The sequence below is a fragment of the Thermostichus vulcanus str. 'Rupite' genome (assembly GCF_022848905.1).
In the GTDB taxonomy this organism is placed as follows: domain Bacteria; phylum Cyanobacteriota; class Cyanobacteriia; order Thermostichales; family Thermostichaceae; genus Thermostichus; species Thermostichus vulcanus_A.
In genome coordinates this window covers 1-22,829 of the sequence record NZ_JAFIRA010000007.1, presented here as the reverse complement: position 1 = coordinate 22,829, position 22,829 = coordinate 1, and the positions used below count along the sequence as shown (strand labels likewise).

The following is a 22,829-nucleotide window of genomic DNA, read 5'->3' as shown; positions in this document are numbered from 1 at the left end:
CCTGCACCTCCTACACCGCTCTATTCGGCCATCCCCTAGGGGGCATAAGTTCGCATGGGTTCAGTAGATCTTTAAAGATCAAGACTTTAGCTCTGCTGCCAACGCAGACTTTCCACCGCCTGCACCGTGGCAAACAACCCCAGCACCGTGATGCTCAAGAACAAAATCAGGCTGCTGCTGCTGACAATCCCTTGCACCCAGTTGCCATATTGCTGCAGCAGGGAAAGATGCCGCAGGGTGGCCGCAATCCAGTTGTTCTCCTGACCGGCTGCCGCATCCACTACCCAAAGCAACAGCACCAAACCAAAAGTGGCCACCGCCGCGATTAGGGTACTGTCGGTGAGGGAGGAGACAAACAAGCCCAAAGCCATGACACTGCCCGCCATCAGCGCCAATCCAACATAACCCACCAGGGTCAGCCGATAATCCACCGCCGGATTGGAAGTGCTCAGAGTCAGCACCTGGTACACCAAGGGCGGGATCAGCAGCGTTATGAAAAAGACCCACACCGCCAGCCACTTGCCCACTGCCACCGCCAAGTTGGTGATCGGGGAAGTGGCCAGCAGCTCTATCGTGCCGCGTCGCCGTTCTTCGGCGTAGGATCCCATCGTTAGGATCGGCAGCAAAAAGAGAAAAATCGTGCCCAGCAGGTTCAAAAATTGCTGCGAGAGAATGGTGGCTGCATCAAAGCTGCTGTCTTGGCCAAACTGGGCAAATAAATCCGCCTGCTGCGCAATAGCGATCACCCGCACCAGGATATTGGTGAAGAAGAACCCGGCCAAGCCCCAAAATACCGCCGCGACTACATAGGCAATGGGGGAGGTGAAATATCCCCGCAACTCTTTGCGGAAAATCGTGATCACTCCGTTCATGCTGCTGCCTCCTCAGGGATCTCAGAGTCTGGCGCTGAGTCGGATCCCTCTTGGCCAGATCTCTCTTGGGTCGTCAGTTGCAGGAAAATCTCCTCCAGAGAGGCTTGTGAACGACCAATTTCGTAGAGAGCCATATCCGACTGGATCAGGGCTTTGGCCACCTCAGGGATCCATGTATCAACGGGGGTACTGCTGCTCAGTTGCAGTTGCCATCGCTGAGACTCTACCGCAGTACGAGGTTCTAGGCTCAAAATTTGCACCTGTGGGATCCGTTCTAGAGCTGTGCGGATGGCAGTTTCGCTGGCAGCACCGATGTGCAGATGAGCCTGGTGTTGCCCCTGAAATTGGGCCGTCAGCTCACTGGGGGTACCGATGGCCGCCACTTGGCCGCGATTGATGATCACCACCCGGTCACAGGTCATGCTCACCTCTGGCAGGATGTGGGTGGAAAGAATGATCGTGTGTTCCCCGGCCAAGCTTTTGATCAGGTTGCGCACCTCAATGATCTGCTTCGGATCCAGGCCCACTGTCGGTTCATCCAAAATGATCACGGGTGGATCATGGACCAAAGCCTGGGCAATCCCTACCCGCTGCTTAAACCCTTTAGAGAGCTTGCGGATCAGGGTGTGGCGTTTTTCTTCTAGGCTGCAGCGCTGTATAGCCCGATTCACCTGTGTTGCTCGGTCACCGGGGCTAACCCGTTTGAGTTGGGCCACAAAATGCAGGTAGCCCTCCACGGTCATTTCGGTGTAGAGGGGCGGATTTTCCGGCAGATAACCAATCCGTTGGCGCACCGCCATGGAGTCTTGGTTGATATCGAATCCAGCCACCCGTGCCGTCCCCTCACTGGCAGGCAAGAATCCTGTCAGGATGCGCATGGAGGTGGTTTTCCCAGCTCCGTTGGGCCCCAAAAATCCCATGATCTCTCCGGCATTCACCTGAAAAGAGATATCCCGGATGGCAGTAAAAGTGCCGTAGGTTTTGCTCAAGTGTTCAACTTCGATCGCGCTTGCGCTTCCTAGAACAGTCATCAGCGGCTCCTACAGGGTCATGAGTGGTTCGCAAACGGCCCTGGTTGATGAAGGCTGTCGCGGGTTGCCCGGATCCCACTGCAAGGCCCTAGGCAACTTTGCTTAGGCCAAATGCAAACTTAGCATAGCTGGAGGAAGCATGGTTTCGCGGGGACGGAATCCCGTTCCCCCTTTTGGTGGGGATCCCCCTGGTGAACCTTTCAAAGGGATCCCCAATTCTCTAGGCCCAAGACTCGCACAGGATGTTCCCCAGCCTCTGCCGCCACCACCTCCCCAATTGCCTGGGCTTCCGGCAGGAGGCTTTGCACCCGTTCCTGCACATCGGGTGGCACAACCAACACGTACCCTACCCCAAGATTGAAAGTCCGGAACATCTCGTCAGTCTCCACCTGCCCCTGCTCCTGGAGCCAAGAAAACTCCCGTGGGATCCGCCAACTGTGGGGGGTAAGGCGTGCTGCTTGCGTGGGGGCCAAACAACGGGGCAGGTTTTCGGGGATGCCGCCACCGGTGATGTGGGCCATGCCGTGGATTTCAATGCCTGCCTGCTGTAGCTGGTGTACTGCCTCAACGTAGATGCGGGTCGGGGTGAGAAACACTTCCCCCAAGGGCCGCTCCCATCCCTGCGGTTGATGATCCCAAGTCCAGCCCCCCTCCGCCACAATCCGGCGCACCAGGCTGTAGCCGTTGCTGTGAACACCACTACTGGGCAGAGCCAACAGCCGATCCCCAATGCACACCTGGGATCCATCCAAGATGGCGGATTTCTCGACAATGCCGACGCAAAACCCCGCCAGGTCATATTCCCCCGGCGGATAGAACCCCGGCATCTCCGCCGTTTCGCCGCCGAGCAATTCACAACCCGCCTGTTGGCAGCCCTCTAGGATCCCGTCGATCACCTGCAAGAGGGCGTCTGGCTCCAGCTTGCCGGTGGCGATGTAATCCAGGAAAAACAGCGGCTTTGCCCCCACCGTCAGCACATCATTGACGCACATGGCCACCAAATCAATGCCGACCCCACGGTGCTGGCCCCACTGCTGCGCAATCTGCAACTTGGTGCCCACCCCATCGGTTCCCGCCACCAATACAGGCGCTTGATACCCCGTTGGCAACTCAAACAGACCCGCGAACCCACCGATTCCCCCTAGGGTTCCTGAAGAACCGGAAGACGGGACTTTAGTACGTGCGACCCGCTCCTGGATCCCCTTGACAAGGGCGCGGCCCAGATCTATGTCAACCCCTGCGGAACGGTAATCCAAGATGCCGAGAGTCCTTATGCTGACGAGACTTGGGCTTTTCGGGCCCTATCGCCTAAACTTGCCAACTTAAAAACCTATGGTACATTAACTTCTGCTTCAACTATCGCACTGAATGTTGTAGGTAAAGTTAGAGAGGAGCGCGGCCTCATGCGGAATTGGAAATGGCTTGGACAGGGACTGGATCCCGCCCAGAAATTGGGTTTGGTCAGTTGCCTCTGTGTCACGGCTTTGGGCTTACCTATCGGGATTGTCGGTAGTTTGGCTCCACGGGCACAAGCCTCAACTCGAACAGGATCCCCCAATGGCAGAGCAACCAATTTGGCAGATGTATCAGAAGCAACTGTATTAGACGGGCCCTCTACCCTATCGCCAGCGGCTGTCCAAGTTCCTGCACCCCAATCCATTTCTGGAATTTTGGCCGAGCAGCAGGGCACTTTATCCGCTGCTACCCTACCCATCCCCGCCAAACCGGGCAGCCTAAACCTGGATGACCTTTTGGATCAAGTTCGTCAAGCGGCCCCTACCTCCGGGGAAGAACCCGCCCTCAAGATCGGCGAACAGCAGCAGCAAACCAGCCAGCCCATCTCCACCCTGTACGACTATCAGATGGACGGCCAGCAGGTGGTCACGGTTTACGTGCGGGATCTGCCCGTGGTCAGCTTTGTCGAGCAACCTGAGTTGGATAACCCTCTGGAACGAGCCACTTCTTTGGTGGCCCAGCTGAACCAAATAGCGCAGGGATCCCTGAAAGACACCACCATTACCCTCGACTGGGCAGACCCGAAACCCACAGAACAAGAGTCGGGTGTTCCACTCTATGCCATCCATGTCAACGAAGAAGAACTGCTTCGTATCGATGAGGGGGTGCTGTTGGTGGATAGCCAGCGCCCCGTCGATACTGCTGTGCTGGCAGTCAACCGTTTGCGTCGTCTGTTGCTGGATGCCCCTCCCATTCAGGCCCCAGCTTTGCCCCAGTCCCCCACCCTCACTGCTACAGCCCGCCAGCCCAAAACGGGAGCTCAGCAGGAACCTGTTCCAGCTCCCACCCGCGTGGTTGGGCCTGTGGAAGAAGGCATTGCCTCCTGGTATGACCTACACAAAACCCGCCATGAAATGACAGCTGCCCACCCCACCTTGCCCTTTGGCACCGAGGTACGGGTCACCAATGTGGAGAATGGTCGCCAAGCCATCGTGCGCATCAATGACCGCGGCCCTTTCATTCCCGGTCGCATTATTGATGTGTCAATTCGAGCGGCGGAAGTGCTGGGGATGGTACGTTCTGGGATTGCTCCCGTGCGGGTGGAAGTGGTGCAGCGTTGAGTTGAATTGCTAGCCAATGGAATGGGCTGAAGGGATCCCTTCAGCCCATCAATACCATCAATAATGTTAGGGCACAGGCGAAAAGCGCTTGGAATCGGAAGAATACCGCCAAGAGATGCCATCCGGATCCCGGCTACGGCTCCATTCCGGAAATCCGGTTTTGAACTTCCAGTAGGTGATGGCGGAGACCACCACCCCCAAGCGTTCCGCCAGCTGAGTTTGGTTAAGGGGGCGTAACGTCACCCGGGGTACCGTGATTGCCTCATCCATGGCCATTGGAGCAGCAGGGGTAAAGGCCGGGGCAGCCGCCTGCGCGGGCATAGTAGCAACTCCAACCGATGGAGTTGGTGCAGACGCAGGTATTTTTTCCCCTTCCATCAGCCGACCTCGACTGGGTTCCTGGGGCCGCAACAGGCTGAATTGGCTGAGTAAGCCAACATTTTCCAGGTTGAGGAGATCTTCTAGGTTGGAGGTCTGGTGGATCAGCTCCAACTCACGGCGAAATTCCTCCTCAAGCACCTGCAGATAATGCTCCCGCTTAGGATCCGCCTCAGCATCTTTAAGGAGACTAACGGCAAAGCTGAGATTGGATAAGGGCTCGCTCAGATCCTGCAGGAACTTTTTGAACAGGGTGCCCTTCACATCGGTGAACTGCTGAAGCTTGTGTAGGTTTTGCCGCAGCTCCTCAATCTTTTTCTCTTCTAATTTGCGATTCTCGATGCTCTGCTGGTGGTTGTGCAGGGCAATCTCGATGGTGGTGTACAGCTCCCGCTCCTTGAAGGGTTTGATGATGTAGCCGAAGGGCTGGGTTTCCTTGACGCGGGCCAGCGTGTCATCGTCGGCATAGGCAGTCAGATGCACCACCGGAATGTTGAACCGCTCGGTAATACGCTTAGCCGCTTCTACACCGTCGATATCGCCTTTCAAGACGATATCCATCAGCACTAAGTCTACGGGGGACTCTTCTAACCGACGCATCGCTTCCTCTCCAGAGGAGGCAATGGCAGGCACAGTGTAACCAAATTTTTTCAGGACGGTGGCGATATCCTTGGCAATAATTTTCTCGTCTTCGACGACCAGGATACTGCCTTTAACCAGTGGGGGAACTTTCTTCAAGATTCGATCCTCGGGAAGGTAATGATGAAGGTTGTACCAGTTTTGTTTTTTGATTCTATCTTGCCCTCCAGCTGTTCGGTAAGGGTTGCAACCAGTTGTAAACCCAAAGATTGAGTTTCCTTGAAATCAAAGTCCGGCGGCAGACCAATGCCATCGTCAGAGACCCGCAGTTGTGTGAATTTGCGAGTCTGGCTGAAGTGGACGTGGATTTCGCCGCTACGGCCTTTCGGAAAGGCGTATTTGAGACTGTTGGTCACCAGCTCGTTGATGATCAGGCCACACAGAACGGCCTCATCAATGCTGAGGCGGATCCCTTCAGCCCGAATGCTGGCGCGAATGCTCTCCGGGTTCACCCCGTAGGAGTGAAAGAGATTGGAGATTAAGTTGTGTAGGTACTGGGTCAAATCGACAGCAGCCAGATTGTTGGATTGGTACAATCCCTCATGGATAAGGGACATGGCTTGAATACGACTGCCGGCATCCCTAAACACACGGGCATACTTCCGGCTTTTGATCTGGTCAGCCTGTAGGCGCAATAGGCTGGAGATGATCTGAAGGTTGTTTTTGACGCGGTGATGAATCTCCCGTAGCAAAATCTCTTTTTCTTGGAGGGCCGCCTGAATTTGCAGTTCGGCTCGCTTTTCTTCGGTGATATCTTCAGAGATGCCAATGGTGAAAAGGTTCTTGCCATCGGCGTCCCGCACAGCAGACACCGCCAGTCGACACCAGAAGATTTGCCCGTTGCGGTGAATGTAGCGTTTTTCCAGACGATAATGATCCCGTTGACCATTCCAAATTTCCTGAAACAGCTGCCAATTCTGGGAGACATCTTCAGGATGGGTGAAGTCACAAAAGCTCATACTGGCCAATTCGGCAGCGCTGTAGCCCAGCATCTCTTCCAAGGCAGGATTGACCTTCACGTAGTGGCCTCGTTGATCAGCAATAGAAATGCCGAGGGCACTCTGCTCGAAGATGCCCCGTAAACTCAGCTCGCTTTGACGGAGGGCTGCTTCCGCCTGTTTTCGTTCGGTAATGTCGAGGATTTGGCTGAGAAAGTAACTGGGATCCCCTTGGTCTGTCCGCACAAGAGTGATGCGGAGAATCGCATGGATAACCTGACCATTCTTGTGAAAATAGCGTTTTTCCTGTTCACACTGATGGGCTGCTCCAGTCAAGAGCCGGTTGACATTCTCAACTGTGGCCGCCACATCATCAGGATGGGTGATGTCAAGGATGGTTTTACCCTGAAGATCAGCCAGGGTGTAACCTAGGGTTTGGGTGAAAGCAGAGTTGATCTGTAGGTATTCCCCCTTGAGATTGGTCATGGCTTTGGCGATGGGCGCCAACTCAAAGGTTTGTCGAAACCGTTCTTCGCTCTCCTTCAGGGCACGTTCTGCTTCAACACGGGCACTGATGTCGATGACTTGCACTAGAAATTCAGTGGGGTTGCTTGCTTCATCGGTTAGGAGAGTAACCCGAAAGAGCAGATGAATAATCTGACCTGAACGATGGGTACAGCGAATTTGCCGCTGGCTAACCGTGACTTTCCCAGTCAGGAGAGCTTCATTGGCTTCTAAGAGCTGAATAACATCTTCAGGGTAAAGGATATCGAGCTGCTGTCGTCCTTTGAGTTCTTCGGGGTTATATCCAACAATCTCGGCAAAAGCATCATTGACCTGAATAAACCGCCCCTGCAAATCTACAAGAGCAATGCCATTGGGAGCCAATTGAAAGATTTGCCGAAAATGTTTGGCACTTTGTTGCCAAGCTTGCTCGATCTGATGACGCTCTGCTTCCAGTTGCTTGGATTCTGTAATGTCTTCGGCAATGCCTGCTACTCGGTAGACTTTTCCGTTTTTATCTCGAATGGGAAAGCTGCGTTCCCGCAGCCAAATTATTTTACCGTCAGTACGAATAACACGAAAGGTAACATCTGTTTGCTGACCTTCCGATTGAGCCTTCAGTATAGATGGAAACAACCAGCGATCGTCAGGGTGAATTTGACGGATCCAGGCTTGGGGATTGGCGTAGCACTCTTCAACAGAACGACCCCAAATCCTTTCACAAGCAGGGCTGACGTAGATGAGCTCTTTGCTGTAAACCGTCGTGATCCAAAATAATTGTTGGGTATTTGCTGCCAGTTGTAAAAAGCGAAACTCGCTCTCCCGCAAGGCTTCTTCCGATTGCCGCTGCCGTTCTTTCAACTGATGAGCTGCTGTGATGTCGGTAACAAATCCTTCAAAATAAAGAGGCTCCCCTTGTTCGTTATAAATGGTGCGAGCATTGAGAGAAACCCAGATGAGTTTTCCATCTTTGCGACACACCTGATGTTCAAAATCCACCACTTGGCCTTCTGTCAGCATTCGCTGGACAAACTCTTCACGACGATCCGGATCGGCATAGATCTGGCTACCAATGTCTGAGACATTGTGCATCAGATCTTCTGGTGAGTCGTACCCAAAAAGGTGAGCCAAGGCTGGGTTGGCAACCAAATGTTTGCCGTCTGGGGTGGTTTGAAAAATACCTTCGATGGCGTTTTCGAAGATCTGTCGGTAGCGGGTGGCACTGTTTTGGCTGTCTTGTACTTGTGTCTGGAGATGGGCTTGGATTTGCCGGTGCTCTTGGATTTGGATGAGTATTCCCCTCAAGCTGAGGGTAATCAGAGACACCTGCTCCTGTTCAGAAGGACTCAGTTGGCGGGGGCGGTAGTCGAATAAGTGCAGATCCGCTAGGCGGGATCCCTGGTCATCTTGCAAGGGAAATGCTTGATGAAAGGCCCATTGTTCTGAAGCTGGATAGGGATCGGAGCCAAGCCGCTCCCAAGTGGGCAGGAGCTGCGGATCTCGATAAAGGATCCCCTCTGAAGCTGAGAGGGAGTGGGGTTCACAGCTTAGCGGGTCAAGTGCCAGATAGACCCAAGGAACCTTTAGCAGGCGCCCCAACAGCTGTAACAATGGGTACAGCGGTGAGGTCGATTCAGCCTCAGAGCTGGTATCAGCAGTCCACTCTTCAACAGGAGTGGTCTGTTGAGAAACCAAGCCATTGACACGGGATCCTGGCAAGCGAGAAATAGGAGGTGACATGAGAAAACCTGACTAGGGGGTTAGCTCAATCCAACCCATCACATCCAAACCGACTGGTAGGGCTCCACAGCTACGGGGATCCTTTACGGGCATATCAGTTCTGTACTCACTCAATTCTAATGAAAATTTAGTGAAACATGCTGCTGACAGAGCTGTCTTCGTGGATACGCCAAATTGCTTCCCCTAGCACGTTGGCTACCGACAAGATGGTCAATTCTGGAAAACGCTGTTCTGCAGGGACAGGGATGGTGTTGGTGACGATCACTTCTTCAAACAACCCGCCCCGAAGGCGCTGAATGGCAGGCTCGGAGAAAACAGGATGGATGGCGCAGGCATAGACAGCCTTGGCTCCCAGCTTGCGCAAGAGTTTTGCCCCTTCCGAAATGGTGCCTGCTGTGTCGATCATATCGTCCACAAGGATGGCTATTTTGTCCCGCACATCTCCGATTAAATTCATGACTTCTACATCGTTGTGGGCCTGCCGCCGCTTATCGATGATCGCTAGGGGGGCTTCCTTAAGTTTCTTGGCAAAGGCACGGGCACGGGCTACCCCTCCCACATCCGGTGAAACCACTACGATCTCTTCGTTCAGAATCCCCTTCTCTTTCAAATAAGCTTGCAACACCGGTTGAGCATAAACGTGATCCAGAGGGATGTCGAAGTACCCTTGGATTTGGGCTGAGTGCAGATCCATAGCCAGCACCCGATGCGCCCCTGCTTGGGTGATCATGTTGGCCACCAGTTTGGCGGTGATCGCTTCACGCCCTGCCGTTTTCCGATCGGCACGAGCATAGCCATAGTAGGGCAGGACTGCGGTGATTTGTCGGGCAGAAGCGCGGCGGCAGGCATCGATGATCACCAACAATTCCATCAGGTGATCGTTGACAGGACGGCAGGTGGGCTGCACCAAGTAAACATCTGCACCCCGAATCGACTCTTGAATCTGGATATAGAGCTCGCCATCGGCAAAGCGTTTTTGCACCATCGGGCCAAGATCCATACCCAAGTAGCGCGCCACCTCCTGAGCTAGAGCTGGGTTGGCACTACCCGAGAAGATCTTGAGGCGGTTGCTATCCGAGATCGGAGCCAGGGGGGAGGGAGGGAGAAGGGGGGCAGAGCGAACCACAGATTGGAGTTGAACTCGTCCGTAGCCAACGCCTGACGGCAAGCTGTCGTTATCGTAGCACCGGCACTTCTACCCTCAGCAACCGTATTCTTCAGGACTTATTGACACGGAGTTAGAAAAACCAGGGGAAAAGGATTAATCCTTAGCTCCCTCTTCTACATTCAAGCTACATCCAAACCGCATCGAATCAGATGTCCTCCAGCCAATCAATGAGATCCCCCAGGGATCCAAAATCCAAGAGCGCTTCCGCCAGCACTTCCAACTGCTCCACCGACAAGGAGCGAATCTGGATCTGCAACTCTAAGCTAAGGGGATTTCTCCTAGCTTTCGCTGCAATTGGTGGATTACGAGTTCAGATTCCCCCTGTTGGATCCCTTGACTGAGTCCCTCGGCCAGCCCCAGTTGCTTACTTTACTTCTACCAAGGCTTGGTCAGTCACCGATTCCCGCATCACGTCCTCCCGCAACAGTTGCCGCAATACCTCCTTGTTAAAGCGTAATCCACCTAGCAGGTAGGTGTAGGTTGCCAGGTTTGTCCGCTCCTGCCCACCAGATAACTTCTGAATCTCACCCGCCACCTGCCTCAAGATTGCCTCTGGGTTTGCGGCTCGCCTCAAGATGGCCAACGGCCACAACCTTGGTTCCTTCAGTTGAAGGGTTGATCTGGCGAACGGGGAAGCAAGTGAACAAACTGATATTCCACCGCCCCGGTAATCCGATTGTTCTCCGGGAAAGCCATGCCACGGCGACTCAGTTCCTGCAGTGCTCGCTCAATCTCATCAAAATCAGCAGGCAAGTCGATGGCAATTTCCGAGAGCGTGAGGATGCCTTGACGCTGTTGGGCCAGCCGCAAGATCTCTCGCATCAAAGCTTGCCCCTTCAGGAGTTCCGGAGGAAGGGAGGGGGGTGTTGTCTGGGTTGGGGGTTCCAGTCTGGTCTGGGGAAGCTGGGATCCCTGACCGAGGAGAACCGCTTGCCTGAAGTTGTAGTCTTCCACCATCCCTGGGATCAAAAACAGGTCGATCAGCTGGCCAATGCCCAATAGCCCAAAGGTGAGCAACCAGAGAACGCCCGTACCGGTCTTGCCCGCGTAGAGACGGTGGATGCCACAAGCTCCAAAGAAACCCAAACACCAAAGGGCATAGGCTGCACCGGTGGATTTGGGGGTAATCGGAACCAAGTAACGGGAACTCATAGTGGCGTTGACCGGACATACCTTTAGTCTGCCATTTCCTGGGGCAAAGGGGAGCTGGAGAGCCTGATCCCCTGTTCAGCAACCGGCACTGGACTGGGATCCCTGCACCCTGAACAAGAGATCTGAATCTGATCAAGACAAGGGATCAAGAGTAAAGTAGCTCCAACCGGGAAAAGGATTGGAAAATGAGATCTCATTCATTTCCGGGCGGGTCAGCAGTGACTGGGGCATGGGAAGGCATGGGGAGATCAATGCTCGAGCCAATCTTAATCGGATTGAGTGCTGTGCTCTGGGGCAGCCTTTGGGGCTATGCCACGCTGCTGATTCTGCTGGTGAACTTCAAAGAAAGCGAATCGGTTTACGCCTACCCGATGCAAACAGTACTGGATCGCTTCGTGGAATCTTTGGGGTTAGGCTGGCTGAAAACCTTACATGCGATGCAACTGAAGCCCCTACGCCAGGTAAGCTATGCTCTGTTTGGTGCTGTCACCCTAGGAGTCGCCTTCATGCTCTGGGTGTTGGGCTAAGGTGCTCCCGCATACTGATCTCTACCCAGCTCTGCCGGAAACGTGGTGGAGGCAGTCTATTCCGTTTATTCCGTATTCTGCGATCCTTGCCCGGTCAGGTGTTGACACGGGATCCCTGACCCTAGCCGAGGGAAGCAGCGGTCAGAGCTATGAGGTGCTCGACGAGATTACCGCCCGCGTTCTGGCCAACGGCGGGGAGGTGCTGGGGGTGCGCCACGATGACCCCGAGGTGGCCGCCCTGCTGCCCATCTCTGTTACCTATTCTTCGCTGGGGGTGACCAGAGAAAAAGGCATAACCAGCGGAGGGGTGAGGCACCTAGGACGACAGTCCATCGCTCAGGGTGATGATGGCCACTGCTGCACCCACCAACCCCAAGGCCCACTGACCCAGATCCCGGAAGGATACCCACCGCTGAGATCGGAATCAAGGTTGTATTCGATGCCAGGAACCAGACTTGAACTGGTGACACGAGGATTTTCAGTCCTCTGCTCTACCAACTGAGCTATCCCGGCTAAGAACTCCCGCTTATGTGTTTGGACTTTCCATCTTACGATCCCAGGAAGACCTTCTGCAACTGGTCACAACCCCGCTTTAGATTGATCACTAGTTTGCATCCCGAATGGTGAGAATAGCCGTTGTACAACAGGGAGCACCCGAGTAGGGATCCCCAACAGGCAGCTCAAGCAAGTTCAAAATCAGCGTCCGATCTCCCACAGGGTTCAGATTGTTGATCAGCTCAATCACCAGAGTGGCCCGACTTTGCCCCGCAGGAACCGTGAGTTCGGTGCTAAAAGGAACATAATCTCTACCGGGGACTGCGGTGGAAGCAGGATCCACTTGAAAGGTGATGGGAACGCTACGCTCGGTGGTTTGCTCTGTAATAGGCCCTTGGTTGAGCAGTTCATCTTCGTTGAGGAGGGTAAATACCACCCGCTGGGAAGGTTGAGTTTCCGGCACCGTCAAACGCACAGGATTCCCGATGTTAGAAAACCTCAACAATCCAGGTGCTTCTGGTTGAATAATGGGCTGATTCGCATCATTAAAAAACCGTAAGCCCACCAGTGGAGCTGGGAAAAGAATCGGAGCCAAGCCAACAGCAGCACCACACGCAGTTAGGGTCGCCAACGCTGCTGCCTTAAAGACCGTGGAGCCTGGGCTATTCCAGATAGATCTGATTCGACTGGGCAAATGAACCTTGACAACCGAGGATCCCATGTCTTTGCACCGGCTAGCTTACTGTTAGCACAGCCTACAATACTTCTGGAACATTTGGCTCATCGAAATCACAGATCTCAACGTTGAGATTTGGCTGGGTTAGGCTTTCCCAAATTCAGTTATGAGGGATTGAGGAAGCTTCCGATATTAAATGTTGTGAGAAGGCCATTCTTACAGGGCTAGCTACTGCCAACAAAGATAAGCCAAAGGGTAATGCAAATCTCGGTATCAGATAGGCTTCCGCCGAGAAAATACTTGTTAACAGTTGATTTAACCAAGGAGATGGCATTTTCAGGTCTTGGCTTTCCGGAAGACGAACTATTTTCCGGAACAAGCGGATCCCTGCGATCAGGGGAAAAAGGACGCTGTTGAAATAACAAAGCGTGTGAACTTCTAAGTCAGAATGCTCAAGTGTCGCCAAAAGCTGGGGACGAGTGTAACGGCGTTTGTGATGGTTGAGTTCATCATGAGAACTCCATAACCATGGGTAAGCAGGAACGGTTACAAGCAAATAGCCCGTTGAAGTCAACCTCGATTTCAGGGCTTTTAGAGACTCTCTATCTTGCTCTAAATGTTCCAGTACATCCAGCAGAGCGATCAAATCAAACTGTTGACCCTCAAACGGGATCCGATCCGGCAATTCCCCTTCTGCAACGATGCCAATCTGACGTGCTTGCGCGAGAGGACGTGCAAACTCACTTTTTTCCATGCCCCAAACTTTGCCAAATTGGGACAACATCTTCAAGTTGCCGCCACTACCGCATCCGGCTTCCAAAATATGTGCGGGAGAAGGTAAAGCAAGGGTCTCGATCACTCGACTGAAAATACGGCGACGGCCCACGAACCACCAGTGTTCGTCTTCCAGCTTGGCCATTTGCTCATAAGCTTTGGGATCCATTAGAGCCAACTTAGCAAAAGGTGAGAAATGCGATGTAAGTGGGTGGTCCTAAATCATCAGCGTACTGACCATGGCACAGTAAGGCCTTCAGTAATTCAGGACTACGTTTACTTAAGCACACCTACTTAGCAACGAAATACGTTAGTCTTCAGCGGAAGAGTTTTGATGAGAAGAAGCAAGTCGGTTTGACAGCAAAGCCAAGACAACAAGTGTCAGGATGGATAAAATTAACTTCTGCACAACAAATCCACGTTCATACCAGCCTCCACGGTTCCCGTAAAGCATCAAATAGACACCAGCAATTCCTAGACCGTTTGCAAAGATTGTAAATCTTCGGTGTAGTTGAATGGCAAAGGTGAGGGAAAGACCTCCGAATCCCCAGTACACTGTTGGGCGGAGCCAGCTTTCTTCATCAGATCTCCAACTATATCCTGAAAAATCATTTCCAAATAAATAGTTGCCCAATATGTCAACCAAGTATCCAGCAATTTGACCGAGACAGATGATGATTGCGAGGGTGACTAGCACTCGCTTGGTTTTCTGCATTAAGAGACTATCCCAACTCATGCTTCCCCCTCCTGTTTTTAGATTTGAGTGGCGTTGTTGCATGAAGAGGTGTTGTGGAAGAGTAGAGACATGGTAAGTTTCCACCAAAACCATGCCATGAAACCTCAATACTGCATCCGCAACTGGCCTGAGTATAACGCTGGATTGAAGCAGAGGGGAAGCCTCACCTTCTGGGTTGAGGAGTCCGTGCTAGAAGCATGGACTGTTGAGGACTTAAGCGGCAAGCCTGGAGCCTCCATCTTTTACAGCGATTTGGCAATCCTGACGATGGCGACGCTGAAAGCCGTGTATCGGCTAGCGGGACGGCAATGCCAAGGCTTCGTGGAATCAATTTTTGAGTTGATGGGGGTTGATTTACCTGTGCCAGACCACAGCACCTTATCGCGACGATTGGGGCAACTCTCGGTTGAACTGCCAGTGATGCCGAAGGAGGGTGCTCGCCACGTGGTGGTGGATTCAACGGGGGTGAAAGTGTATGGCGAAGGAGAGTGGAAGACCCGCCAAATGGCAATCGCAAAGGCAAGGCGCATCCACGCGACCAGAACCTGCGCTCGATTCGTAAGCATGGACGCAAACACTGGAAACGAGAGTCTGGTTATCATCGTCGCTCGATTGCTGAAACCACTATGTTTCGACTCAAAACGATCTTTGGAGGCAATCTCGATGCCCGTAAATTTGAAAATCAAGCGGTGGAGTTGTTTATCAAATGCGCTGCGCTCAACCGCATGATTCAGATCGTCAAGCCCGATAGCTATAAGGTTGAAGCTTAAGACCAAGGTTGCCTCAAGACAAACCTGGCTCCTTTCCATTTATGCAACAAAGCCGATTTGAGTTTTAAGGAGACAGTTTGGCCTTACCCCAGCGATTTTTGTAGTACCAAGCCGCCACATGGGGGCACCACGCCTCAAAATGGGGCCACATCAGCTCACAGAGGTAGCGGATCTCCCGTTGGGCATCGTCTTTGGCTCGCAGATCCAGGAAATGCATCAGGCTGCGGCAATTAAAAGAGACCACAAAGTGCTGGCGGATCCCGTATCCAATGATGTTGCGGGCATCTTCGTAGGGCAATCCGCACTCTTCCACCAAGCGATAGTAGGCAATGGCCTGATTTCGATACTGCTCCAGAATAATTTCCATTGCTTCGGGTGAAACGGGCTTAAAGCCTTGACGAGTTTTGGCTTTCCCCTGTTTGACGGTTTCTGGCAAATAAAATAAGCCCTCTATTTTGGCGATGACTTCATTTGGCGGCTGTGCCTGACTGCCAGCGTGGAGGAACTTACCCAAGGTAGAGATTTGCTGGCCGGTATATCGAAAAGATTGCACATCGAAGCTGATTCCGACCCGATGGGTACGGGCCTGTTGCATCACCGTATGAGGGAAATGACCGACCCCAAACGTGATCTGGGGATGCTCAAGCGGGCCATAATGACCGCGATTCCCCTCTAGCAAATGTTTAACAACTGCCTCTCCATACTGATCCGGGATCCGATCCTCAGCCGTCACAAACCCAGGGCTGTAATCCTGGTGCATCGCTAGGTAAATCACCCGTTCTGGATCCGGAGTTTGGTTGAGTACCACCACTTGAAACAACGCGTCCATCTGCTTCCTCACCTCGAGGTCACTTGCCCCGCTACCGATTCCAGCCTGTGGGTGCGAGTCACCGCATTGCCTCAGGCAATACAGAAGAGGGTCATGGGTACCCAGGGGATCCCAGAACCCACTATAAGAGGAATGGTTGTAGAGGAAAAACAGAAGTCTATCTATAGGAGTTTGCGAGCGCGGGTTTCCTCCGCCAGTACGAAATCCAACCCCGGCTTGCTGCGCAACAGACCCGCCACGTAGAGGGTGTATACCTTGCCGGCTTCCAACTGCAGATCAAACCGTTCTAAGGCAGAGCTACTAGCCATGGACTGCACACCAGGTGTGGTCGAGGGGGCTGGAGCCACCTGAATTTGTGTAAACCCAGGTCGCATCGCTTGGAAGGTAGAGACTTCCCCGAAGGCCAGGCGAGGCAAAAGCACTCGATCTTGTTCTCCCCGCCATTGCAGAGCTGGCGCATCGGGAGCCGCATGAACAAACCGCACCAGTGCTTGATCGAAGAGGGGATTGATATTGTCTGCCAGAACCAAAGCCGTCATGCGATTGGGCTCGTCGGTTGCGACCACCGAAAACACTCCTCCACCCCGCAAGTTCGCTACGGTTCTGGCAGCAACAGTGGCACGCAAAGGTTGGTTCAGGTCAATTTTCTCAGGCGTCGAAGACAAGACAATATCGTACTCACCTGCCGGCATCCGCACATACTCACTCACAGAGCCATAGGCCACGTACTGAGCTGCCCTGACCCCCCCCACTTCCAGATCAATCCGAGGGGTATTGGGGGCCACATGAACCAAACGCACCTGAATTTCAGAAACTTCAGCAGATGCAGAAGGCATAGGGATGGCACAACCGGACAAAAGCCCTGGCAGGAAAGCACCGCCTACAACCCAGAGAACTGCGCCCACCCATTCGCGCACAACTTTCATATCTCACTCCTACTCCTCACACAAAGAACCCACTGTGCCTACGGCATCCTAGAGGGACAGGGACTAAACCCCAGGGGGACATTCTCACACCCAGGAAAGCTCCAGCTCGCGCAATGGAACCTGCTCTTGTCTTACTCTACTTCTGCGCTAAATGCCACAGGGCTGGCCAGGATTCACCAAGCAGGGATCCCCTTTCAACCCAAGATCCCATCGCCTTGCGGCACGCTAGTGCTATCGCCTTGCGGCACGCCACTGCTATCGGAGTTGGAAGCAGGGGCTTCTGGATGAGGGAGCGAATGACTAAACAGTCGGAAGTAGGTGCCTACGGCCAGCTCTTTCAGGGGTAAAAACAGGTAGGTGAAGGGGTTGATGGTGACAATAATGTTGCGGCAGTCCCGCTTGGCTTGGGCCAGGATCTGGGCGGCAACCCAATCTCCAGACATCACTCCAATTGGGTTGAGGTTACTCTTGAAAGGCCCCAGGATCAGCTTGCGCACCACACAAGGGGCATCCAGACGGCGCAGGGTCACCAAGTCTCCCAGGGCCCGTTTGGACAGCTCGTAGAGGGGACTGAAGGCGGGGCTGACTTCGGCTTCTGAGGTATTCACCCAAACTTCTTTGGTGGCCACCTCCGGGTTGCTGCGTACCGTTTGGAAAAACAGCTCCATCAACCGCCAACTGGAGAAGGTATTGACTGCATAGGATTGTTGTATCGCCGCTGCATCCCGAGCTCCATGGACGTTCACACCGTGGTTAAGCACCAGAATATCGACCCGTTCCAACAGCTCCGCCAGGGATCCCTCCTGCCCCACTTGCCACTGGAGGGTTTCCACCGCTTGCGGTTGCCCGTTCACCTCAATTTGAATGGGATCCGCCTGAGAGCTGAGGGCGATCACTTTGGCCCCTTGCCGATGAAGGTGCTTCAACAGGGCGCGCCCAAGGGTGCCAGAGGCTCCTGTAACTGCCACTCGCTTGCCCTTGAGAGAAAGACTGGTACCCATAATCCGATCCACAAACGTCAGTGTGCCGCAAAAATAAGCGTTGGTATCGTCGAAGTGATGTCGCCAGTGGTAGGTGCGGTTCACATGCCATTGGCTGGGGGGCACAGGAAAAGGCCCCGGTTGGTGGGTGATGTCGGTTTCCAAAGCCAACCCCCAACCCCGTAACATTCCTGAAATCCAAAAGCTGGCGGAGTAGACAATACCCGCCGTTGCTGCTACGCCATTCAGCCAGGATCCCCACCCCAACAAAATCACCCAAGGGATTCCGGCCACCATCATTGTCACAGCTTCCGGCACATCGTGGTGCCACTGAGATTCCCGGTACAGTTGTTCATCGACCACACTCAGATCGCGGCGAAACAGGCGATGGTGCAAAGTGTGTTTGGGCATCAGCCAGGGCCAAACATGAGCCAGCCAATGACGCAGATCCCGCACGATCTCTGCCCAAAGAATGGATCCCAATGCGATTACTCCAGCCCCCACCCACTGATTGATCTGATTGATGCCGGCGATGTCCATAGTGCTCTGTACTGCGTCTGCGACTGCTCAATGCTGCTTGCAATCCAAAGGGTATCCCAAATAAGACTTTCAGGACTTTCCCAAGATGTAAGCGCCACTCGCACCATTATTTCATCTATCTCCGAGAGATTTTCCTCAGGTGCAGACCCTGGAGGGCCACGGAATCGGTCATAACGTACCAGGGTGAAGGGAATAGGGAACAAAGGATCCCAGAGCCAGTATATTAAGCTTTGCTTAATGTTCCAGGTATAGCTCCGAAGCAGACAGCAGCACAGACTCTAGATATCTTGCTGCTACGATCGCAAATTAGTGAAGGCGATTGATTGACTTTCCATGGAATAGTGGTCATCGATCTATACCCCTATGCCGCAGCCTCCCGCACCTCAGCCGAATAACGGTGCTCATCTTGGTTACGAAGCCGAACTCTTCAAGGCAGCGGACAAATTACGCGGCAACATGGAGCCGTCCGATTACAAACACGTTGTCTTGGGGCTGATTTTCTTAAAGCATATTTCCGATCGCTTTGAGGCCCGGCGGCGGGAGTTGGCGGCGGAATACCCGGAAGGGGTGGAAGACCCGGATGAGTATGCGGCGGAGAATGTGTTCTGGGTGCCGCAGGCGGCGCGGTGGTCGCACCTGCAAGCCAACGCCAAGCAACCGACCATCGGCAAGCAGATTGATGAGGCGATGCTGGCGATCGAACAGGAGAATGCTTCCCTCAAGGGAGTTTTACCGAAGGAATACGCCCGTCCAGCCTTGAATGCGGTGATGCTGGGGGAGTTAATCGACCTGATTTCTAACATTGCCCTAGGTCAGGCGCAGGATGCCGCTAGGGATGTGTTGGGGCGGGTGTATGAGTATTTTCTGGGCCAGTTTGCCGGATCCGAGGGCAGGCGGGGGGGCGAGTTTTACACGCCGCGATCGGTGGTGCGGTTGCTGGTAGAAATGCTGCAACCCTACAAGGGGCGGGTCTATGACCCCTGTTGTGGTTCGGGCGGAATGTTCGTGCAGTCGGAAAAGTTTGTAAAAGATCACCAAGGGCGGATAGGCGATATCGCCATCTATGGGCAAGAGAGCAACTACACTACCTGGCGCTTGTGCAAGATGAATCTGGCGGTGCGAGGGATTGATGCGGATATTCGCTGGAATTCGGAGGGGTCGTTTCACAAGGACGAACTGCCAGACTTGCGGGCTGACTTCATCTTGGCAAATCCACCCTTTAATATTTCCGACTGGGGCGGCGACCGGCTGCGGGAAGATGTGCGTTGGAAGTTTGGCATTCCGCCTACAAGCAATGCCAACTATGCCTGGTTGCAGCACATCTGGCATCATCTATCCCCAACGGGCACTGCCGGGGTGGTGTTGGCGAATGGGTCGATGTCGTCCCAGCAGAGCGGCGAGGGGGAGATCCGCAAAGCCATGATTGAGGGGGATGCGATCGACTGCATGATTGCCTTGCCGGGGCAGTTGTTTTATTCGACGCAGATTCCCGCTTGTCTGTGGTTTTTAGCGAAAGACAAATCGAATGGCATCGCCCGGCACAAAAAGTTGAGAGACCGCCGGGGCGAAATCTTATTTATTGATGCCCGCAAGTTAGGCTACATGGTGGATCGCACCCGCCGCGAGCTTAGCGATAAGGATATAGCGCAGATTGCCGATACCTACCACCGCTGGCGAGAATGCAGGGAAGGGTTTGAAACCCGCCCCTATGAGGATGTGCCAGGGTTCTGTAAGTCCGCCAGTTTAGAGGAAATCCGCGGGCATAACTATGTACTGACTCCGGGGCGGTATGTAGGGGCAGCGGCGGCTGAGGAAGACGATGTGCCCTTTGCGGAGCGGATGGCGGAGTTGTCGGCGAAGTTGGGGGAACAGTTTAAGGAATCGGCTAAGTTAGAGGCAGCGATTCGGGAGAATTTGCGGGGGTTGGGTTATGAGGTGTAAGTTAATGTTACTGCTCTTAAATTAGGAGATTGTAATGATTGTAGCCAGAGATCAGGAGCAGCGCTTTACGCCTGAAGAGTATTTTACTTGGGAAGAACAGCAGTTAGAGAAACACGAGCTAATTGATGGCCGGGTTTATGCCATGAGTGGCGGAACAAAAAATCATAGTGCGATCGCCACAAATTGCTTATTGTTAATTCGCTCGCATTTAAGAGGCAGCAAGTGTAGCGTTTTCAACTCAGACTTAAAGATTAACATCCTCCACACTCCAAATTATACCTACCCTGATTTGAGTGTGACTTGTGACGATCGCGAGCATTCTCTCTATATCACCTATCCTTGCTTGATTGTGGAGGTTTTATCCCCTAATACTGAGGCTTACGATCGCGGCAAGAAGTTTGAACAATATCGCCGCAATCCGAATTTAATGGATTATGTGTTAGTGAGTTCAGAGGAAATGGCGATTGATATTTATCACAAAAACGAGGCGGGAGATTGGCTGATTCTCAGCTATCGACCGGGCGATATTGTGGAGCTTAAAAGTATTGGGTTAAGTTTGCCGATCGAGCAGTTTTATGATGAAATTGTTTTCGAGCCATCCCCTGATGCGGTTTAGGGTTGACGAGTTTTTGCCTAGTGTGGCGCAATCTGCAAAATCGGAATGGTTAACAGCACTGATTCAGGAGAAGTTGGCGGAGGTGGCGATTCGGCAAAGCCGACGTTATGCGAACGATGAATGACCTAACAACAAAGCCCAGAACGACCCTTGAGTTTTATGCAAAGGAAAGGAGGTATGGAACGATGAGTTCACAATTGCAGACTATTTTTGAACAAATGAAAACCCTAACCCCGGAAGAGAATCTAGAATTAATCCGCTATGCGGAGCAGTTATTACAAGAGCGGCAAGCGGTTAGTCCGATCTGGCAGGCATATCTGCAATCTAAACAAGAGCGAAGGGAGGTTTATAATCGCCTTGCCGAATCCTAATTTTTTGATCAAGGAGGATGTGTTGCTGATACATGCCGATCAAATTCAAAGCTTTGGCGGGTCTCTAGGGCTGCGGGATGAAGGATTGCTAAATTCAGCATTAGCGCAACCTCAAGCAATGTTTGACGGTGTTTTACTGCATCCGACAATCTGTGAGCAAGCCGCAGCTTATTTGTACCACTTAGCTATGAATCACCCGTTTATTGATGGCAACAAGCGCACGGCTTTTGCAGTGATGGATACGTTCTTGCGTGTGAATGGGTATGAGTTAACCCTGTCAAACGACGAAGCCTATGATTTGGTAATGGCTGTTGTTAACCAACAGGTGAGTAAACCCGATTTGATTGCGGTACTGCAAGCGGCGGTTAAAGGCAGTGGAGGAGGCGATTCGGCAAAGCCGACGCTATGCGAACTATGAGTGACCTAAAAAAAGCACCAAACCTGAATTTACTACGACAAAAACGTGAGGACATTCTCGCTATTGCTCAAAAACACGGAGCAAAGAATATTAGAGTTTTTGGCTCTGTTGCCAGGGGAGAAGCTGACGAGGAGAGCGATATTGATTTGTTGATTGATTACGATCTCGATAAAATATCGCCTTGGTTTCCTGCGGGTTTGTTGCTGGATTTGGAAGCTTTGCTGGGTTTTAGGGTTGATATTGTTACTGAGCGGGGACTCAAGCCGCGAATTAAAGAACGGGTGCTGAAGGAGACGATCGCTTTATGAGAGACCCCTTAGAAAGATTACGAGACATCATTGCCGCGATCGAGGCTATCGAACGCTATCAAAACATTAGCTATGAGGATTTAGAAAATAATGACCTATTGCCTGTTTGGTTTGTTAGGCATTTAGAAATTATCGGGGAAGCCGTTAGAGCACTACCACAAGAGGTTAAAGCAATGGATCGCAGTGTACAATGGTCAGAAATTATTGGTATGAGAAACATGTTAGTGCATCAGTATTTCATGATTGACTTGGATATAGTCTGGAAAGTTGTACAAAATGATATTCCTATCTTGAAAACCCAAATCCAAAATCTTTTAACTCAATTGGAGAGGGGCAATCAATGAGTGAGTGGAAAGAATTGAGTTTTGAAAATGCTCCTTTAGAAATAATTGATGGAGATCGAGGAATCAATTACCCTAAGCAGTCTGATTTTTTAGCTAGTGGCTATTGTCTATTTCTGAATGCTGGAAATGTAACAAAAACAGGATTTAACTTTTCTGATTGTACGTTTATCTCTCAAGACAAAGACTCTATCTTGCGAAAAGGAAAACTAAATAGAGGCGACATAGTTCTAACAACCAGAGGAACTGTAGGCAATGTCGCATTTTTTGATAGTTCAGTGCCATTTGAAAATATCAGGATAAATTCAGGGATGGTAATCTTACGCCCAAAAGTTAACAACCTTGATCCTAGATACTTATATCTATTTGTCAGATCATTAGATTTTCAAGAACAAGTGTTAGCCCTACGTTCAGGTAGTGCACAGCCCCAGCTACCTATTCGAGATATCAACCAAATTGGCTCTCCTGACATTTTGGTGTCGATAGTATAATGAGATACTGAGTTCCATGACGAACATTGGTTCCTCTTGATAAGTTATTGGGTCTTGCTGGAGTCAAAATCCAAGAGTTTGTAGAGTTAGAA

General features: G+C 52.3%; 26 protein-coding genes, 1 tRNA gene and 1 pseudogene. 11 read left to right on the top strand and 17 right to left on the bottom strand.

From position 1 onward, the window contains the following. Positions 1-86: 86 nt before the first annotated feature. The 3 genes from JX360_RS04435 to purM all read right to left on the bottom strand — a co-directional run bounded on the left by JX360_RS04435 (position 87) and on the right by purM (position 3,159). Positions 87-872: an ABC transporter permease gene (locus JX360_RS04435; protein ID WP_244349391.1), complete on the bottom strand. Its 786-nt coding sequence runs from the start codon at positions 870-872 to the stop codon at positions 87-89. Continuing rightward, complete coding sequence (locus tag JX360_RS04430) at positions 869-1,903, bottom strand: ABC transporter ATP-binding protein (protein WP_244349390.1); 1,035 nt, start codon at positions 1,901-1,903, stop codon at positions 869-871. Before JX360_RS04430 ends, JX360_RS04435 begins: the two co-directional genes overlap by 4 nt. 200 nt (positions 1,904-2,103) lie before the next feature. Next, positions 2,104-3,159: a phosphoribosylformylglycinamidine cyclo-ligase gene (gene purM / locus JX360_RS04425; RefSeq protein ID WP_244349389.1), complete on the bottom strand. Its 1,056-nt coding sequence runs from the start codon at positions 3,157-3,159 to the stop codon at positions 2,104-2,106. 147 nt (positions 3,160-3,306) lie between these two features. Between purM and JX360_RS04420 the strand changes: the two genes are divergently transcribed. Next, positions 3,307-4,479 carry a septal ring lytic transglycosylase RlpA family protein gene (locus JX360_RS04420; protein ID WP_244349388.1) on the top strand — a complete coding sequence of 391 codons (1,173 nt, stop codon included), beginning with the start codon at positions 3,307-3,309 and terminating at the stop codon, positions 4,477-4,479. Between the two features lie 66 nt (positions 4,480-4,545). Here the strand turns inward: JX360_RS04420 and JX360_RS04415 are convergent, their stop codons facing one another. The 7 genes from JX360_RS04415 to JX360_RS04390 all read right to left on the bottom strand — a co-directional run bounded on the left by JX360_RS04415 (position 4,546) and on the right by JX360_RS04390 (position 10,998). After that, positions 4,546-5,595, bottom strand: a complete 1,050-nt coding sequence (locus JX360_RS04415; protein WP_244349387.1) for a response regulator — start codon at positions 5,593-5,595, stop codon at positions 4,546-4,548. After that, positions 5,592-8,678: a PAS domain S-box protein gene (locus tag JX360_RS04410; RefSeq protein WP_244349386.1), complete on the bottom strand. Its 3,087-nt coding sequence runs from the start codon at positions 8,676-8,678 to the stop codon at positions 5,592-5,594. The genes JX360_RS04415 and JX360_RS04410 overlap by 4 nt, the downstream gene beginning before the upstream one ends. 127 nt (positions 8,679-8,805) lie before the next feature. Continuing rightward, positions 8,806-9,804, bottom strand: coding sequence for a ribose-phosphate pyrophosphokinase (locus tag JX360_RS04405; RefSeq protein ID WP_244349385.1), 999 nt, complete (start codon positions 9,802-9,804; stop codon positions 8,806-8,808). A gap of 187 nt (positions 9,805-9,991) precedes the next feature. Further along, complete coding sequence (locus JX360_RS04400; RefSeq protein WP_244349473.1) at positions 9,992-10,141, bottom strand: DUF4351 domain-containing protein; 150 nt, start codon at positions 10,139-10,141, stop codon at positions 9,992-9,994. After that, entirely contained in the window at positions 10,105-10,200 is a 96-nt protein-coding gene (locus JX360_RS17830) for a DUF4351 domain-containing protein (RefSeq protein WP_425244356.1), read from the bottom strand. Before JX360_RS17830 ends, JX360_RS04400 begins: the two co-directional genes overlap by 37 nt. A 10-nt stretch (positions 10,201-10,210) precedes the next feature. Next, positions 10,211-10,438, bottom strand: a complete 228-nt coding sequence (locus JX360_RS04395) for a hypothetical protein (RefSeq protein ID WP_244349384.1) — start codon at positions 10,436-10,438, stop codon at positions 10,211-10,213. A gap of 11 nt (positions 10,439-10,449) precedes the next feature. Then, on the bottom strand, positions 10,450-10,998 hold the full coding sequence (locus JX360_RS04390) for a TM2 domain-containing protein (RefSeq protein ID WP_244349383.1): 549 nt from the start codon (positions 10,996-10,998) through the stop codon (positions 10,450-10,452). Between the two features lie 251 nt (positions 10,999-11,249). Here JX360_RS04390 and JX360_RS04385 point away from each other — a divergent pair, with 251 nt between their 5' ends. Beyond that, a complete protein-coding gene (locus JX360_RS04385; protein ID WP_244349382.1) occupies positions 11,250-11,525 on the top strand; it encodes a hypothetical protein in 276 nt (91 codons plus the stop codon). Between the two features lie 440 nt (positions 11,526-11,965). On the opposite strand, the gene JX360_RS04380 is transcribed toward JX360_RS04385, so the two are convergent. The 4 genes from JX360_RS04380 to JX360_RS04365 all read right to left on the bottom strand — a co-directional run bounded on the left by JX360_RS04380 (position 11,966) and on the right by JX360_RS04365 (position 14,299). Beyond that, positions 11,966-12,038 (bottom strand) — tRNA-Phe (locus JX360_RS04380). A gap of 91 nt (positions 12,039-12,129) precedes the next feature. Further along, positions 12,130-12,741 carry a hypothetical protein gene (locus JX360_RS04375; RefSeq protein ID WP_244349381.1) on the bottom strand — a complete coding sequence of 204 codons (612 nt, stop codon included), beginning with the start codon at positions 12,739-12,741 and terminating at the stop codon, positions 12,130-12,132. Between the two features lie 115 nt (positions 12,742-12,856). Then, a complete protein-coding gene (locus tag JX360_RS04370; RefSeq protein WP_244349380.1) occupies positions 12,857-13,615 on the bottom strand; it encodes a class I SAM-dependent methyltransferase in 759 nt (252 codons plus the stop codon). 165 nt (positions 13,616-13,780) lie between these two features. Continuing rightward, positions 13,781-14,299 carry an alkaline shock response membrane anchor protein AmaP gene (locus JX360_RS04365; RefSeq protein WP_244349379.1) on the bottom strand — a complete coding sequence of 173 codons (519 nt, stop codon included), beginning with the start codon at positions 14,297-14,299 and terminating at the stop codon, positions 13,781-13,783. 3 nt (positions 14,300-14,302) lie between these two features. Here JX360_RS04365 and JX360_RS04360 point away from each other — a divergent pair. After that, a pseudogene (locus JX360_RS04360) lies at positions 14,303-14,976 on the top strand (transposase). A gap of 64 nt (positions 14,977-15,040) precedes the next feature. Here JX360_RS04360 and thyX read toward each other — a convergent pair. The 3 genes from thyX to JX360_RS04345 all read right to left on the bottom strand — a co-directional run bounded on the left by thyX (position 15,041) and on the right by JX360_RS04345 (position 18,251). Further along, positions 15,041-15,805 (bottom strand): FAD-dependent thymidylate synthase, encoded by a 765-nt coding sequence (gene thyX / locus JX360_RS04355; protein ID WP_244349378.1) that lies wholly within the window; start codon positions 15,803-15,805, stop codon positions 15,041-15,043. Between the two features lie 161 nt (positions 15,806-15,966). Then, a complete protein-coding gene (locus JX360_RS04350) occupies positions 15,967-16,731 on the bottom strand; it encodes a DUF4397 domain-containing protein (RefSeq protein WP_244349377.1) in 765 nt (254 codons plus the stop codon). 194 nt (positions 16,732-16,925) lie between these two features. Further along, positions 16,926-18,251, bottom strand: coding sequence for a bifunctional sterol desaturase/short chain dehydrogenase (locus JX360_RS04345; RefSeq protein WP_244349376.1), 1,326 nt, complete (start codon positions 18,249-18,251; stop codon positions 16,926-16,928). A gap of 363 nt (positions 18,252-18,614) precedes the next feature. Here JX360_RS04345 and JX360_RS04340 point away from each other — a divergent pair, with 363 nt between their 5' ends. The 8 genes from JX360_RS04340 (at position 18,615) to JX360_RS04310 (ending at position 22,737) form a co-directional block, all read left to right on the top strand. Then, the gene (locus tag JX360_RS04340) at positions 18,615-20,192 is read left to right on the top strand and encodes a class I SAM-dependent DNA methyltransferase (protein WP_244349375.1); all 1,578 of its coding nucleotides are present in this window, start codon (positions 18,615-18,617) and stop codon (positions 20,190-20,192) included. Between the two features lie 34 nt (positions 20,193-20,226). Continuing rightward, positions 20,227-20,808, top strand: coding sequence for a Uma2 family endonuclease (locus JX360_RS04335; protein ID WP_244349374.1), 582 nt, complete (start codon positions 20,227-20,229; stop codon positions 20,806-20,808). Then, entirely contained in the window at positions 20,798-20,932 is a 135-nt protein-coding gene (locus JX360_RS17485) for a hypothetical protein (RefSeq protein WP_279611245.1), read from the top strand. The genes JX360_RS04335 and JX360_RS17485 overlap by 11 nt, the downstream gene beginning before the upstream one ends. A gap of 61 nt (positions 20,933-20,993) precedes the next feature. Then, on the top strand, positions 20,994-21,179 hold the full coding sequence (locus tag JX360_RS04330) for a hypothetical protein (RefSeq protein ID WP_244349373.1): 186 nt from the start codon (positions 20,994-20,996) through the stop codon (positions 21,177-21,179). Next, positions 21,166-21,597, top strand: a complete 432-nt coding sequence (locus tag JX360_RS04325) for a type II toxin-antitoxin system death-on-curing family toxin (RefSeq protein ID WP_244349372.1) — start codon at positions 21,166-21,168, stop codon at positions 21,595-21,597. Before JX360_RS04330 ends, JX360_RS04325 begins: the two co-directional genes overlap by 14 nt. After that, positions 21,594-21,905, top strand: coding sequence for a nucleotidyltransferase family protein (locus JX360_RS04320; protein WP_244349371.1), 312 nt, complete (start codon positions 21,594-21,596; stop codon positions 21,903-21,905). Before JX360_RS04325 ends, JX360_RS04320 begins: the two co-directional genes overlap by 4 nt. Next, positions 21,902-22,249 carry a HepT-like ribonuclease domain-containing protein gene (locus JX360_RS04315; protein WP_244349370.1) on the top strand — a complete coding sequence of 116 codons (348 nt, stop codon included), beginning with the start codon at positions 21,902-21,904 and terminating at the stop codon, positions 22,247-22,249. The genes JX360_RS04320 and JX360_RS04315 overlap by 4 nt, the downstream gene beginning before the upstream one ends. Beyond that, positions 22,246-22,737, top strand: a complete 492-nt coding sequence (locus JX360_RS04310) for a restriction endonuclease subunit S (protein WP_244349369.1) — start codon at positions 22,246-22,248, stop codon at positions 22,735-22,737. The genes JX360_RS04315 and JX360_RS04310 overlap by 4 nt, the downstream gene beginning before the upstream one ends. Positions 22,738-22,829: the final 92 nt, after the last annotated feature.

What these genes read in the sequence shown, in the direction of transcription:
- JX360_RS04335 (WP_244349374.1), top strand. Translation starts at nt 20,227, where the DNA reads ATGATTGTAGCCAGAGATCAGGAGCAGCGCTTTACGCCTGAAGAGTAT.
- JX360_RS04370 (WP_244349380.1), bottom strand. Translation starts at nt 13,615, where the DNA reads ATGGCCAAGCTGGAAGACGAACACTGGTGGTTCGTGGGCCGTCGCCGT.
- JX360_RS04315 (WP_244349370.1), top strand. Translation starts at nt 21,902, where the DNA reads ATGAGAGACCCCTTAGAAAGATTACGAGACATCATTGCCGCGATCGAG.
- JX360_RS04430 (WP_244349390.1), bottom strand. Translation starts at nt 1,903, where the DNA reads ATGACTGTTCTAGGAAGCGCAAGCGCGATCGAAGTTGAACACTTGAGC.
- JX360_RS04340 (WP_244349375.1), top strand. Translation starts at nt 18,615, where the DNA reads ATGCCGCAGCCTCCCGCACCTCAGCCGAATAACGGTGCTCATCTTGGT.
- thyX (WP_244349378.1), bottom strand. Translation starts at nt 15,805, where the DNA reads ATGGACGCGTTGTTTCAAGTGGTGGTACTCAACCAAACTCCGGATCCA.
- JX360_RS17485 (WP_279611245.1), top strand. Translation starts at nt 20,798, where the DNA reads ATGCGGTTTAGGGTTGACGAGTTTTTGCCTAGTGTGGCGCAATCTGCA.
- JX360_RS04390 (WP_244349383.1), bottom strand. Translation starts at nt 10,998, where the DNA reads ATGAGTTCCCGTTACTTGGTTCCGATTACCCCCAAATCCACCGGTGCA.
- JX360_RS04310 (WP_244349369.1), top strand. Translation starts at nt 22,246, where the DNA reads ATGAGTGAGTGGAAAGAATTGAGTTTTGAAAATGCTCCTTTAGAAATA.
- JX360_RS04320 (WP_244349371.1), top strand. Translation starts at nt 21,594, where the DNA reads ATGAGTGACCTAAAAAAAGCACCAAACCTGAATTTACTACGACAAAAA.
- JX360_RS04385 (WP_244349382.1), top strand. Translation starts at nt 11,250, where the DNA reads ATGCTCGAGCCAATCTTAATCGGATTGAGTGCTGTGCTCTGGGGCAGC.
- JX360_RS04365 (WP_244349379.1), bottom strand. Translation starts at nt 14,299, where the DNA reads ATGGTTTTGGTGGAAACTTACCATGTCTCTACTCTTCCACAACACCTC.
- JX360_RS04350 (WP_244349377.1), bottom strand. Translation starts at nt 16,731, where the DNA reads ATGAAAGTTGTGCGCGAATGGGTGGGCGCAGTTCTCTGGGTTGTAGGC.
- JX360_RS04330 (WP_244349373.1), top strand. Translation starts at nt 20,994, where the DNA reads ATGAGTTCACAATTGCAGACTATTTTTGAACAAATGAAAACCCTAACC.
- JX360_RS04345 (WP_244349376.1), bottom strand. Translation starts at nt 18,251, where the DNA reads ATGGACATCGCCGGCATCAATCAGATCAATCAGTGGGTGGGGGCTGGA.
- JX360_RS04410 (WP_244349386.1), bottom strand. Translation starts at nt 8,678, where the DNA reads ATGTCACCTCCTATTTCTCGCTTGCCAGGATCCCGTGTCAATGGCTTG.
- JX360_RS04375 (WP_244349381.1), bottom strand. Translation starts at nt 12,741, where the DNA reads ATGGGATCCTCGGTTGTCAAGGTTCATTTGCCCAGTCGAATCAGATCT.
- JX360_RS04435 (WP_244349391.1), bottom strand. Translation starts at nt 872, where the DNA reads ATGAACGGAGTGATCACGATTTTCCGCAAAGAGTTGCGGGGATATTTC.
- JX360_RS04420 (WP_244349388.1), top strand. Translation starts at nt 3,307, where the DNA reads ATGCGGAATTGGAAATGGCTTGGACAGGGACTGGATCCCGCCCAGAAA.